Below are 13,861 nucleotides of genomic sequence, written 5' to 3'. Positions count from 1 at the left end.
CTTTGGTAATGCTATGCTTGAGTCCTCTGTGAAAACACCATCCATTGAAGTAGTACATGACCCTATTACAAAACAGGCCATCTGCCATATCATCAAAGCCACTTACAGCCCTGACAAAACCGAATTCTACACTCCTGAAGACTACTCACAGCAACTCGGTATCATTAAATACCCCAAAGAAGGGCTGATAAAGCCTCACTATCATAACAAACTCTCCAGGGAAGTCTTCTTAACGCAGGAAGTGCTGGTGATACGAAAAGGAAAAGTGAAAGTAAACCTTTATGATCAGCACTTGGGCTATATATGCTCCAAAATCCTGAACCAGGGCGACACAATTCTACTGGCCTCCGGGGACATGGCTTTGAGATGCTGGAGGATTCAGAGATGCTGGAAATCAAGCAGGGTCCATATAATGGAGTAAGCAACGATAAGACACATTTTTAGCATCATGATATTAGTTAATGAACCCCTGCTGAACGGTAATGAGAAAAAATACCTGTCTACCTGTATCGAAACAGGCTGGATTTCATCCGACGGCCCTTATGTTAAGGAATTTGAAGAAAAGTTTGCGCAGTTTATCGGTGTAAAGCATGCTATAGCGGTATGCAATGGCACTGTAGCCATCGAACTTGCCTTAGCCGCCATAGCGCTTCAGCCAGGCGATGAAGTTATCCTTCCCTCCCATACTATTGTGTCTTGCCCGATGGGCATCTTAAGGCGGGGTGGAGTGCCCGTACTGATAGATGTGGATCCACATACCTGGAATCTGGATGTTAATCAACTTAAAGATAAAATAACGCCTCGCACAAAAGCCATTATGCCGGTTCATATCTTCGGGCAGCCCTGCGACATGGACCCTATAATGGAAATTGCAGAGCAATACGGGCTATATGTGTTAGAAGATGCCGCCGAGGCACACGGAGCAGAATACAAAGGCAGAAAATGTGGTTCTATCGGTCATTTGGCTACTTTCAGCTTCTATGCCAACAAAATAATAACCACCGGAGAAGGCGGTATGGTAGTAACCGATGATGATAGGATTGCGGAGGCCGCTCGTTACTACCGCAACCTCTGTTTTCAGCCACAGCAACGGTTCCTGCACAGGGATTTAGGATACAACTTCCGGATAACAAACTTACAGGCCGCTGTAGGTCTGGCCCAAATAGAAAGAGTTGACGAACTGCTGAACATCAAAGTCAACCAGGGCCGCCTATATACTTATGCCTTACAGGACGTTCCGGGCGTCAGGCTTCAAAAAACAGAAGATTGGGCAAAACCTGTGTATTGGGTATTCGGTCTACTTCTGGATGACGATGTACCATTCGATGCGTCTACCTGGGCTAAGATGCTTCTGAATGAAGGCGTTCAGACAAGGCCATTTTTCTGGCCGCTCCATGAGCAGCCGGTATTTCAGGAAATGGGGCTGTTTAAGAACGAAAGCTATCCGGTGGCTGAAAAAATTGCGCGGCGCGGGCTTTATGTACCAAGCGGAATGGGCCTGAAGGAGCAGGATCAGATAACAGTATCTGAAATTGTTAAACGAACTTTAAAAGGAATAACATACTAATGGAGGTTGGGCAGTTTAAGAAGTACGCCAGGTTTTATGACCTGCTATACAAGGACAAAGACTATGCAGGAGAGGCCGCTTATATCAATTCCCTGATACAGGACTTCGCCAGGAGAGAAGCCTCCGGCTGTAATGTTCTGGACCTGGCCTGCGGCACAGGCCGGCACATCATCGAGATGGCCAAGTATGGTTACAAGATCGATGGCAGTGACATTTCTGCAAGCATGATTGATGAGGCCAGGGAGCTAACAGAAGCAAATGGCCTGGACGCTAACCTGTATAATTTCTCTTTTCAGGAAGCCCACCAGATAGACAGAAAATACGATGTGGTAATCTCCATGTTTTCTGCTGTCAACTATTTAACCACTTTCGAAGACCAGAGCAAAACAATGTCAAACATATATAACCTGCTGGAAGATGAGGGGTTCTTTATTTTTGACTTCTGGAATGGAAACGCTGTTGTGAGAGATTACTCCCCGGTACGGGTACTCCGTAAGCAAAGCAACAGCACAGAGATTATCAGGATTTCGGAGACAAGCCTTGACTTGCTTAAACAGGATGCCTTTGTAAAGTTTACCTGTCTGCTGCTGGAAGACAATGTAAAGACTGATGAGTTTGAAGAATTGCATCACTTGCATTACTACTTTCTTCCAGAGATAGAAAGTCTGCTGAAAATCAATAACTTCCAGCTAAAGGCTGCCCTCCCCTTTATGGCGTCCGGCAAAGAACTTGCTCCATACGATTGGAACATAAGTATTGTAGCTCAAAAATTATAGAAATGCGGGTAAGGATTGTCAGTTATGAAGACATCCATGGCTGGATACTGGGTAAATTTGCCAGAAAGCTTCAGGAAGAACTGGCCTTATTGGGTATGGAGGTAGATATCGCCAAAACAGCTGATCCGGCTGCAGATATCAATCATCATATCATTTATTTAGGCTACGAGAGCTATACAGGAGGTGTGGAGACCCTGATGATCACGCACGTGGATGATGTAAGGAAGCTCAGCTTAATAAAAGAGCAGTTAAAGACAGCCCATGTTGGAATATGCATGTCAGCGGAAACTATGCATCAGCTTTCGGGCGCTGGAGTGCCCAGAAATAAACTCTGCTTTGTAAATCCAGCGCACGACGGCGTCATCAAGCCGGAGCCCATCGCAATAGGAATTACTAGCAAAGTGCAACCCGATGGTTGCAAAAGAGAGCACCTCCTGCTGGAACTGGCTGATAATATATCTCCTTCTGATTTCCAGTTTAAAATCATGGGGATGGGCTGGGAAGGAATCATCGCCAAAATGAAGGCAAAGGGTTTTCACGTAACCTACTTTAATGACTTTGACTATGAGGAGTATGTAAAGCTTATTCCTTCCCTTGATTATTACCTGTATCTGGGCCAGGACGAAGGCTCCATGGGCTTTATCGATGCCTTAGCAGCGGGTGTTAAAACCATTGTTACGCCTCAGGGTTATCATCTAGATGCAAAGGATGCCATTACGCACTCATTCAACACAAAAGAAGAATTGTGTGCTCAGTTTAATATAATTAAGGCGCAAAGAGATAAACTGATCAATTCGATTGCCGACTGGACATGGAAAGACTATGCCAATAAACATCTGGAAGTATGGCAGTACCTGATGCGGCAACAGGCAAAACCTTCGGGTGAAGCAAATATTGAGAGTAACTACGTTGATGGATTAAACTCCCTGATAGATTCAACGTCCGGAGAGGGGAAAAGTGTAAGTCAGATAGATTATAAGATTAAGCTGTACCAAGGAACATCCAGGAGAGTATTCTTTAGCCTAAAGAAGATCAAAGATTTGCCGACACTTAAAAGAAAGGTCCAGCGCTTTTTCTCTTCTAAATAGTTCATCCCTGAAATTAAATGGTTTTAAAACCACGAATTCTTTTTATTATCCCCTCTATGCATGGAGGAGGTTCGGAGAGGGTGGTATCTCATCTGGTCAGGCATATAAACCCTGATAAGTTCGAAATAATCCTTGCTCTTATTAAAAAAGAAGGTGTTTTTTTAAAGGGTATACCCGAAAATGTTGAAATTGTAAATCTTGACCTGAGCCGCACTAGGTATGCCCCGCTTAAGATATTTAGGCTGCTGCGGAAGCAGAAGCCTGACATCGTTTTTTCAACACTGGGGCATCTGAACCTGATGATTGCTAGTTTGAGGCGCCTTCTGCCTAAAAGCATCAGATTCATTGCCCGGGAATCCAGCACAGTCAGTCTGCACAATAAGAACGAGGTATATCCTGCCCTGTTCGACTTTCTGTTCAGGACTGTTTACAAGTCGTTTGATAAAATAGTTTGCCAATCAGGCTATATGCAGCAGGATTTGATTCAAAATTACAATATTCCCGCAGAAAAAACCCTTGTAATCAATAACCCCGTAGACGAGGCCCAAATTCACCACATTATCGGCACGGCTCCAAATCCCTTTCAGGACCCTGGCAGAATAAATTTCGTAGCGGTGGGAAGGCTTTCAAAGGAAAAAGGATTTGATAGACTCATAAAGGCTTTCAAGTATATAGAAGACAGATCCATTCATCTCAGCATCATTGGGGACGGCGTAGATAAAGATAAGCTTGTTTCTTTAGCTGAGGCAGAACACCTTACAGACAGGATTTCCTTTTTGGGGTTTATCCCTAACCCTTATGTATATATGCGGTATGCAAAAGCTTTGATCCAAACGTCGTATTATGAGGGTTTTCCCAATGTCGTGATTGAGGCAAATGCCTGCGGCGTGCCGGTGATAGGATTCAGAAGCCCGGGAGGAATCTCTGAAATAATAAACAATACGATTTGCGGAACATTGGTCGAAGATGACAACCAGGCTGCGCTCGCCGAAAGCATCACACAGGTCGCCCATACCGAATATGACAGACAGCGCATTATGGCCCTTACCACCGAGAGGTATGCTTTGAACAAAATAATCAGCAGTTACGAAGCCTTGTTTTCTGAGTTGTCGAATAGTTAAGTTGAAAATCAGAGCATGAGGCTTTCTCTTAACAGCATTATATACTATTCTCTTCTAACTCTTCCGGTCAGTTTTAAGATTGAGTTTGCTGAAGGTGTATACCTATATCCGCAGGAGCTAATTATTGCTATTGTAGTAGTACTCATTATTATCTTCGATTACAGACAGCTGTTCGTACTTCCCAAATTCATAAGCCCCTATCTCTATTACTTTGCCTCCGTTCTTCTAATCCTTGTCTGCACGCTAATATCCTTCAGCAATTTCATTGATATAGCTGGTTTGTTTAAAACACTCAAGTATCTCTTATATATCATTGCTGTTCTGCTCGTGTCCCGGAACAATCTGGCTGGTTTTATCGCCTCCTTTAACAAAATAGCATTTTACAGCATCCTGATTACGTTAGTCATATATGCTTTCAGGTGGTATACTTTCACTGGCACGACTGGAGAATATTTTTACTTAACCACATGGGATGTGAATTACGTACCCTCCGGTTTATCCAATCTAAACTTTGATCCACGAACTCTGTCCTTTACCAGGTCCGCAGGCAATCACGGGGTATATGGCTCTTATCTGGTTTTAATTTACCTGCTAAACCTGCACCTTTTACTCACCGGAAACAAGAAAGAAGGTGGCAGATCAAGCATCTTATTAATAATCCTTGTTGTCATAAGCCTGTCCCTGCTCACATCCCGAGAGTCCCTCCTGATATTTCTGTTGGTTAACCTGTGCTTCTTCTCCAAAGACCTGTTAAAGCTCAGGCTAAAAAAGGTATACCTTTACTTTCTGCTGGCTTTATCAGTTTTTCTGGTTGTGATACTGGTTAATGATGTAAACATAGGTCTGATCAACAAGATTGAGTACACGCTGAGATCAATCACAGAATCGGGTGGGGAGCAGAACATAAACCTGCGGTTCAATGTATGGATACTTATTCTCCTCTCCTACATATTGTTTCCCTTTCACCTCCTTATTGGATACGGCTACAACGATTTTAATTTTACTTATTTCTTAAAGGAGACCAACAGTTATTTTGGCATGTATGATAATTACGCCTCCGTACCGGAGAGCCTGTTTTTCATCATGCTTGCTTACGGGGGGATAATTGCCTTATTTAGCATTCTGTTTTTCTTTATCAGTCTGCTGTTCAGGTTAAGCAGGCTGAGCAGGTACTCTTCTCTTTACGAGTTGTTTTTTTACTTTTCAGTTGGCCTGTTTATCACAAACAATACCGGAGGATCTTTGATGTCGGACATGCTGCTGGCGCAATTCTCGCTTTTTTACATTTTCATACACAAGCATTATGAGCAGCAAAGTGAAGCTGTTGTACATAACCGTCAGGGCTGACCATGGCGGAGGTCCCAAGCACCTGGACCTGCTGCTTAACAACCTCTCTGAGCGGTTTGAAGTATATATAGCCTGCCCTACCGATGCGCCCTATTATGATTTATGGGCAGGAAATGAAAAAGTGAGCGGGCTCCATACCATACCGCACAGGAAATTCAGTGTAAAGTCGCTATTAAGCCTCAAACGTTACATAAAAATTCAGGGCATCAGGCTTGTGCATTCACATGGCAAAGGAGCAGGCGTTTATGCCAGAGCACTAAAGCTGCTGATGCCTGGTCTCAAGGTTGTTCACACTTTCCATGGGGTCCATATACAGGAGTATAACCCGCTTCAGAAATCAGCTTACTTGCTTTTCGAAAAGGCCGCCGGGAAGCTTACTGATAAATTCATCAATGTCTCTAACGGCGAAAAAAACATTTGCCTAACTTCGGGCTTTTCAACAGCACAGAGGACATCTATTATATATAACGGCATAGCCTCACCCGTTGTGAAGAACGGTAAGACCAGAAACAGCAGCGAAGTGTTTACTGTTGCATGCATCTCCAGATTCGACTATTCTAAAAACATGCAGCTGGCTTATACAATCGCTAAGGCATTCGCTGCGGCATCCGACATTCGTTTTATCTGGATTGGAGACGGCCCCGACAAAGCCGCTTTGGAAGAACAAGCCAGTACTGAGCAAACTAACAATATTATTTTTACCGGATTCAAAGACAATCCGTCGGATTATCTTCAACAGTCAGACATTTATTTATCTACATCGCGGTGGGAAGGACTACCTATCGCGTTGGTGGAGGCCGCCGCCATGGGATTGCCTATTGTGGCCAGTGACGTTACCGGGAATGACGAGGTAGTGATGCAGGGGGAAAATGGCTTTCTGTACCCTTTGAATGATTATGAAAAGGCTGTCCAGTACATTACTCTGCTTCACTCTGATATGGACTTATATAACAGATGCGCCGAAAGGTCACGGGAAGTTTACAATAAATATTTCAGGGTTGAGGACATGGTCCGGAAGACAGAGTGTGTCTATCTTGAACCTTAGCATTTTTGTGCGCCCGGATGTCCGGTCATCTGGTCACCCAATCCCGCTTGTTTTGCTGTAGACTGTTTACATCAGCAAAAAGGGGCATGGGTTCAATAGCTGCCTGAAACATAAATCAATTAATCTGAAGCTTTATCAAACCAGCCCTGTGAAAACAGCTATTGTGCATGATTGGATACCTGTGATGGGTGGTGCGGAGAAGGTACTGGAGGAAATCCACCGGGTTTACCCAGGCGACATCTTCACACTGATGAAAAACGAGGACGCTATTGCAGGCTCCTACTTCAGCAACTGCGAAATCAGGACATCTTTTATAGACAGGCTGCCTTTCTCGAAAAACAAGTACAGGAGCTACCTGCCGCTATTTCCGTTGGCTGTTGAGCAGTTTAATCTCACGTCTTATGATTTAGTAATATCATCCTCTTATGCAGTGGCCAAGGGAGCACTCACTAATTCCAATCAGCTGCATATCTGCTACTGCCACTCTCCTATCCGCTATGCCTGGGATTTGTATCATCAGTATTTAGACGAAGCAAACCTAAACAGGGGATTGAAAGGACTTATAGCGAAGCTCGTGCTACACTATATCAGGATATGGGACACCTCCACCGTTAACCGTGTAGACCATTTTATTGCGAACTCTGCTTATATTGCCAGGCGGCTCAAAAAAATTTACAATAGGGATGCTACGGTTATATATCCGCCGGTAGATGTGGACCGCTTTGAATTTCGGGAAAACAAAGAAAATTTTTACCTCACTGCCTCGCGCATGGTGCCTTACAAGCGAATAGACCTCATAGTAGAAGCGTTCTCGGATATGCCTGAGAAAAGGCTTATCGTCATTGGGGAGGGTCCAGACTTCAAAAAAATAAAAGCAAAGGCCGGCAATAACGTAGAGTTATTAGGCTATCAGCCGTTCAATGTGTTAAAGGATCATATGCAGCGGGCCAAAGCTTTTGTTTTTGCTGCCGAGGAAGATTTCGGCATCACGCCTGTTGAAGCACAGGCCTGTGGAACTCCTGTAATAGCCTACGGCAAAGGCGGCGCACTAGAAACTGTAACTCCTGAAACAGGAATATTCTTCTATAAGCAAACCCGCCAAAGCCTGAAAAACGCTGTCAAAGCTTTTGAAGAGAAGGTGGGAGCTTTCAATAGCTGCACCATCCGAGCCAATGCAGAAAAATTCAGCAGGCAAAACTTCTCCAACAGCATCAGGACCTACGTTGAAAGCAAGTATCATGATTTTCTTCAACAGCAGCAGGATTAAAAAAGATATTGCCCGAAACTACTATAGCTATCTAATATACCTATATGCGTTTCTCCTGCCCCTGCCCAACAATCTGAAATCCGGCGCATTAATACTACTTGCACTAGTATGGTTAGGTAATCTGAAAACAAATGCTTCTAATCTGAAGTATCTGGTTCAGAATAAAGTATTTCTTCCTTTCGTCTTTCTTTACGCGCTGTACCTGCTCTCCTTCTTCCTCAGCCAGAATAAAAAAGAAGCGGTTGATTTTATCATATTGCTTCTTTCTGTTCCCCTTCTTCCCATACTCTTCTACAAAAAGCTAACAAAGGAACAGGTACGTAAAGCCATTCTGATATTCACCTTCAGTATCCTCTTTGTATCATTATTTGCCATATATAAAACCTATACCCTTTATTTTCACGCTTTCCCGCTTACCGCTGCCAACCTAAGAAATCTTGATTGGGCTTACTTTTCGTTTTCGTTACCCATTTCTATCGGGTTCCATGCCCCTTATTTTAGTTTATACATGGGTATAGGCTTGGTCATCCTTTTGAATGAAGCAGTAATTCAAATGAGGCATAGGCACGTTATCTTCTTCTTAGTTCATATACTGCTGTCTTTTTACTTCTTCACATTCATTGCTCTCTTATCTTCCAGAACTGCATTATTTGCAACTGTTGTTGCGGTTGCTGTTATAGCAGCTACGTACCTGCTTCAGAAAAGAAGATTCTTTATTATAGCCGTTATTTTTATTTCTCTTGCTACAGGTTCTTATACTGCCTATCGAATCGTCCCTTACCTGCGCGACAAGATGAGCAGCTTGGCAGGCAGTTCTGAAAGAATGTATATGTGGCAGGCTGCCATAGGCGTCATTAAAGACAATCCTGTTTTTGGCGTTGGTACAGGAGATAACAAAGAAGTCCTGCTAGCAAAGTATCGCCTGATAAGTTTCGAGGAAGGGATAGAAGCGAAATATAATGTTCACAACCAGTACCTGGATATAGCCGTTTCGCTCGGCATGCCAGGCCTAATTGCCTTCGTGCTGTGCATAGCTGCTATCCTGCGATACTCCTTAAGGGAACGTAAACTTATACTGCTGGCATTTATAGTAATATTTGCTTTGTGCTGCGTTACGGAGTCTCTGATGCACAGGCAGGCAGGCGTAGTGTTGTTTTCGTTCTTCTCTGCTATCTTTGTATTTGCACATAAACCATCTGTAGGGGAGTAAAAGTGCCTGGACTGTACTCTAAATATATCAAGCTTATTCACTTCTTTGGCGATTTAGGGGCCATCGCTGTCTCCGTTGGCGTGGCGTACGGCCTGGGCAACGAGGCAACTTCTACACCTGCCTCCTCTATTCTGCTATTCCTATGCTGTTCGCTAGTAGGTTGGGTTATCTGCACCTCTCTGCTCAACACGTACAAGATATACCGTGTCATGCGCAGGCTCAAGGTGCTGCTAACGGCTTTGAAGGCCATCGTGCTATATATAATTTTAGTGGAGGCGGGCCTGAACATCGCGAATAACGAGACGATCACCCGGCAAATCCTGCTCTACCATTATGCCATTTTAGCTTTCCTGATTCTTTCCTGGCGGCTTGTCGTCTCCACGGCGCTACGGCTTTATCGGTTGAAGGGGTATAACTACAGGAAAGTAGTGATCGTGGGTTACAGCAAAGTGGGGCTGGAGTTAGAGCACTTCTTTAGGAACCACCCGGAGTACGGGTATCGGTTCCTTGGCTTTTTTGATGATAAAGCACCCGAAGACTATCCCATTACGGGCAGCGTGGCCGATGTGGAGCAATTCGTGCTGGAAAATGAGGTGGACGAGATTTACTGCTGTCCGTTTGAACTGGAGAAAGGGCAGATAAACCGCCTCCTGGAGTTTGTGGACAATAACCTTGTCAGGATAAAGTTTCTGCCGGAACCCGGCAGCTTCCCTTACAAAAAGCTGAAGGTCGATTTTTACGACATGCTGCCCGTGCTCATGCTGCGGTCCATCCCGCTGGACGATGCCATTAACAAGGTGGCGAAACGAACTTTCGACATTATTTTCTCTCTTTTTGTTATCATCTCCGTTCTGTCCTGGCTGCTGCCCATTCTGGGCATCCTCATCAAACTGGACTCCAGAGGACCCGTTTTCTTCAGGCAGGAGCGCTCAGGCATCGACAATAAGAAATTCCAGTGCTGGAAGCTACGGACCATGTACGTGAACAAGGAGGCAAACCTGAAGCAGGCCCGTCGGGGCGACGCCAGGATAACGCGCATCGGGGCATTTCTGAGGAAAACGAGCTTGGATGAGCTCCCTCAGTTCTTCAATGTCCTTTTCGGGAAAATGTCGGTGGTGGGGCCGCGCCCGCACATGCTCAAGCACACGCAGGAATATGCTGCCATTGTCGATAAATTCATGGTGCGGCACTTCATCAAACCGGGCATCACCGGCTTGTCGCAGATAAGGGGTTACCGGGGCGACACAAGCGAAGTGAGCCAGATGCGCGGCCGGGTGAAACTGGATATTTTCTACCTTGAGAACTGGTCGTTCCTGCTTGACCTGAAAATCATCTTCTACACGGTCTACAATGTTTTTCGTGGAGACAAGCACGCTTTTTAAGCAGTTCGTTTCTCATGGCGCAGCTCCTGATTACGCCTACCTTTCCTCATCTTTTACTAACTTCGCGGACAAACCCGCAAGCGCATGAGCAAAGAGAAACCATCTATACCAAAAGGAACACGCGATTTTGGCCCGGCTGTCGTGCTGAGGCGAAACTATATCTTCGGGGTGATCAGGCGCACTTTTGAGAAATTCGGCTTTTTGCCGCTCGAAACCCCAGCCATGGAGCAGCTCTCGGTGCTGACCGGCAAATATGGCGAGGAGGGCGACCAACTGATCTTCAAAATCCTGAATTCCGGCGATTTTCTGGCCAAAACCACAGAGAAGGATATAAGCGAGGGCGCGAAGCACCTGACACGCAAAATATCGGAGAAAGCACTACGCTATGACCTCACGGTGCCTTTCGCCCGCTACGTGGTCATGAACCGCAACGACATCACCTTCCCTTTTAAGCGTTACCAGATACAGCCGGTCTGGCGCGCTGACCGGCCGCAGAAGGGCCGTTATCGGGAGTTTTACCAGTGCGACGCCGACGTGGTCGGCACCAACTCGCTGCTCTGCGAGGCCGAGATCGTGCAGATGATCAACGAGGTGCTGGCAACGCTGGGGCTGACGGATTTCACCATCAAAATAAACCACCGGGGCGTGCTGGCGGGCATTGCCGAGGCCATCGGTGCCAAAGGGCGCGAGGGCGATATATGTGTGGCGATTGACAAATTGGATAAAATAGGCCAGGACGGCGTGCGCAAAGAACTGCTGGAGCGGGGTATAGCGCCGGAAGCCATCGGTAAGCTGGAGCCCCTCTACGCGCTGGAAGGAACAAACGAACAGCTTCTGGAGCAGCTACAAACCATCCTGGGCAACACGCAGGAAGGCAAACGCGGCCTACAGGACCTGCGCGAGGTGTGGCAGTACCTGCAGGCGCTCAGCAGCCAGGCTTTGTCTGCCCAGAATGCGTCTGGGGGCCCGAGGCTACAACTCGACCCAACCTTGGCGCGCGGCCTCTCCTACTATACCGGCTGCATCTTCGAGGTGAAGGTCAACAACGTGAGCATGGGCAGCATCAGCGGCGGCGGCCGCTACGATAACCTCACGGGTATGTTCGGCCTGCCCGGCGTGTCGGGTGTCGGCTTCTCCTTTGGCGTGGACCGCATCTATGACGTGCTCGACGAGCTGCAGCTATTCCCCGACAGCAGCCAGGCAGGCACCCTGGTGCTCCTCGTGCAGTTCGACAGGGAATCAGAGTTATATGCCCTGCCGGTGCTGCAGCAGTTGCGCGACGCTGGCATTGCCGCCGAATTATACCCCGAGCCCGCTAAACTGAAGAAGCAGCTGGGCTATGCCGACCAGAAGAACATCCCCTACGCCATACTGGTAGGCTCAGAAGAAATGGCTACCGGAAAGCTGAAGCTGCGCAACATGCAACAGGGCGAACAGCAGGACCTTACGGTAGATGAAATCATCAAACAGTTAAAATAAGTGCTATGCCCGATGTGCATTATATATCCGGAAAGTACCTGGACCTCGAGACTATTGGGCAGATACTGCGCGGGCAGCACACGCTGGCTCTGTCGGAGGAGGCGGAACAGCGGATTGTGCAGGGCCACACGTACCTGCAGCTGAAAATAAACGCTCCGGAACGACCGATATATAGCACCGGCACCCAAACCCAGACTTACCAGCCCGACCAGGAACAGTTGCAGCGCAACCTGCTCCTGGCGCACGCCTGCGGAGTAGGAATGGAGGTGCCGCAGGATATGGTTAAACTGATGCTGCTGCTCAAGATCCAGTCGCTGGCGCACGGGCATAGCGGTGTGCAGTTGAAAACGGTAAAGCGCCTGATCGACTTCTATAACCGGGAGGTGTACCCCGTGGTGTACCAGCAGGGTTCGGCAGGCGCTGGCGACGCCGTACCGCTGGCGCACCTCTGCCTGCCCCTGGCCGGACTCGGAGAAGTGAGCTTTCAGGGATATAAACTGGCCAGCGAGCATGTGCTGGAGATGTTCAGTTGGGAACCCGTCACGTTGAACGCCGGAGAAGGCCTGGCGTTGCTGAGCGGCACCCAGTTTACGGCTACATATGGGGTGCTGGCGCTGTTAGATGCGCAGAGACTGTCGCGGCAGGCGGATATGATTGGTGCGCTTTCGCTGGATGCATTTGATGGCAGCCTGGAGACTTTCAACGCATTAATCCACCGCCTGCACCCCCACAAAGGGCAGCGGGAGACAGCGGCGGCGGTGCGCCAGCTACTGGAGGGAAGCGAACTGATGCAGCGGCAGAAGCGGCACGGGCTGGATCCCTATTCGTTCCAAGGCATGCCACAGGTACACGGTGCCACCAAAGACGCCATTACCTTTACGGCGGGGCTTGTTGAAACAGAAATCAACACCGTTACCGGCGATCCAATCGTTTTCCAGGAAGAAGACACCGTGCTCTCAGGCGGAATTTCCCATGGGCAGCCGCTGGAGTTGGCGCTGGACTTCCTGGCCACCGCGCTGGCGAATCTTGGTGGCATTTCTGAAAGGCGCTCTTGTCAGCTTGTGTCCGGGCTGCGGGGTTTGCCGGAGTTCCTGGTGGCGGAGCCGGGAATCAATACAGGCTTCCTGGCAAGCCAGAGCACCGCGGCCGCCATCGTGAGCCAGAACAGGCAGCTTTGCACCCCCGCCTCCACCGGCTCCTTCAACGCCCGGGAAGATTATATATGCATGGGCGCAAATGCGGCCACTAAGCTATACCAGGTGGTGGAAAACGTGGAGCGGGTGCTGGCGATTGAGTTGCTGCATGCGGCGCAGGCGCTTGATTTCCGTCGTCCGCTGCGGTCTTCGCCGGTGCTGGAGAAGTTGGTGGCGGCTTACCGCGAAAAGGTGCCTTTCATGGCCACAGACCGTATGCTGCACCACGACGTCAAGGCCAGCATCGCGTTTCTGCGGGAGTATCCTTTTTAATTCCAGTTTCTGAAGTCTATATATGCCCATTTAGCCACATTTGCGCTGTCGCTAAACTTGCGGCATGAACTAAATTTTTTCCCTACAAGATGAGCTTTGAAAGGGGACAAAAA

General features: G+C 47.5%; 12 protein-coding genes. All 12 read left to right on the top strand.

The genetic code is table 11. The features are described from left to right. Nucleotides 1–13: 13 nt before the first annotated feature. The 12 genes from GSQ62_RS19850 to GSQ62_RS19795 all read left to right on the top strand — a co-directional run bounded on the left by GSQ62_RS19850 (nt 14) and on the right by GSQ62_RS19795 (nt 13,748). Nucleotides 14–421, top strand: coding sequence for a hypothetical protein (locus GSQ62_RS19850; protein ID WP_202621810.1), 408 nt, complete (start codon nt 14–16; stop codon nt 419–421). A 27-nt stretch (nt 422–448) separates the two neighbouring features. Further along, nucleotides 449–1,567, top strand: coding sequence for a DegT/DnrJ/EryC1/StrS family aminotransferase (locus GSQ62_RS19845; RefSeq protein WP_161891116.1), 1,119 nt, complete (start codon nt 449–451; stop codon nt 1,565–1,567). Continuing rightward, entirely contained in the window at nt 1,567–2,343 is a 777-nt protein-coding gene (locus tag GSQ62_RS19840) for a class I SAM-dependent DNA methyltransferase (protein ID WP_161891115.1), read from the top strand. The genes GSQ62_RS19845 and GSQ62_RS19840 overlap by 1 nt, the downstream gene beginning before the upstream one ends. 2 nt (nt 2,344–2,345) lie before the next feature. Next, complete coding sequence (locus GSQ62_RS19835; protein WP_161891114.1) at nt 2,346–3,431, top strand: hypothetical protein; 1,086 nt, start codon at nt 2,346–2,348, stop codon at nt 3,429–3,431. Between the two features lie 56 nt (nt 3,432–3,487). Continuing rightward, the gene (locus tag GSQ62_RS19830) at nt 3,488–4,552 is read left to right on the top strand and encodes a glycosyltransferase (protein ID WP_161891113.1); all 1,065 of its coding nucleotides are present in this window, start codon (nt 3,488–3,490) and stop codon (nt 4,550–4,552) included. 15 nt (nt 4,553–4,567) lie between these two features. Continuing rightward, complete coding sequence (locus GSQ62_RS19825; protein ID WP_161891112.1) at nt 4,568–5,899, top strand: O-antigen ligase family protein; 1,332 nt, start codon at nt 4,568–4,570, stop codon at nt 5,897–5,899. Next, on the top strand, nt 5,856–6,944 hold the full coding sequence (locus GSQ62_RS19820; RefSeq protein ID WP_161891111.1) for a glycosyltransferase: 1,089 nt from the start codon (nt 5,856–5,858) through the stop codon (nt 6,942–6,944). The genes GSQ62_RS19825 and GSQ62_RS19820 overlap by 44 nt, the downstream gene beginning before the upstream one ends. 148 nt (nt 6,945–7,092) lie before the next feature. Beyond that, on the top strand, nt 7,093–8,211 hold the full coding sequence (locus tag GSQ62_RS19815; protein WP_161891110.1) for a glycosyltransferase family 4 protein: 1,119 nt from the start codon (nt 7,093–7,095) through the stop codon (nt 8,209–8,211). Beyond that, a complete protein-coding gene (locus GSQ62_RS19810) occupies nt 8,168–9,421 on the top strand; it encodes an O-antigen ligase family protein (RefSeq protein WP_161891109.1) in 1,254 nt (417 codons plus the stop codon). Before GSQ62_RS19815 ends, GSQ62_RS19810 begins: the two co-directional genes overlap by 44 nt. A 2-nt stretch (nt 9,422–9,423) precedes the next feature. Next, nucleotides 9,424–10,803: an undecaprenyl-phosphate glucose phosphotransferase gene (locus tag GSQ62_RS19805; protein WP_161891108.1), complete on the top strand. Its 1,380-nt coding sequence runs from the start codon at nt 9,424–9,426 to the stop codon at nt 10,801–10,803. A gap of 84 nt (nt 10,804–10,887) precedes the next feature. Next, complete coding sequence (gene hisS / locus GSQ62_RS19800) at nt 10,888–12,282, top strand: histidine--tRNA ligase (protein ID WP_161891107.1); 1,395 nt, start codon at nt 10,888–10,890, stop codon at nt 12,280–12,282. Nucleotides 12,283–12,287: 5 nt separating this feature from the next. After that, nucleotides 12,288–13,748, top strand: coding sequence for an HAL/PAL/TAL family ammonia-lyase (locus GSQ62_RS19795; protein ID WP_161891106.1), 1,461 nt, complete (start codon nt 12,288–12,290; stop codon nt 13,746–13,748). Nucleotides 13,749–13,861 lie beyond the last annotated feature (113 nt).

The sequence above is a fragment of the Pontibacter russatus genome (genome assembly GCF_009931655.1).
GTDB lineage: Bacteria > Bacteroidota > Bacteroidia > Cytophagales > Hymenobacteraceae > Pontibacter > Pontibacter russatus.
Note: the sequence above shows the minus strand (reverse complement) of the source record. Positions and strands in the feature narration are given on the sequence as shown.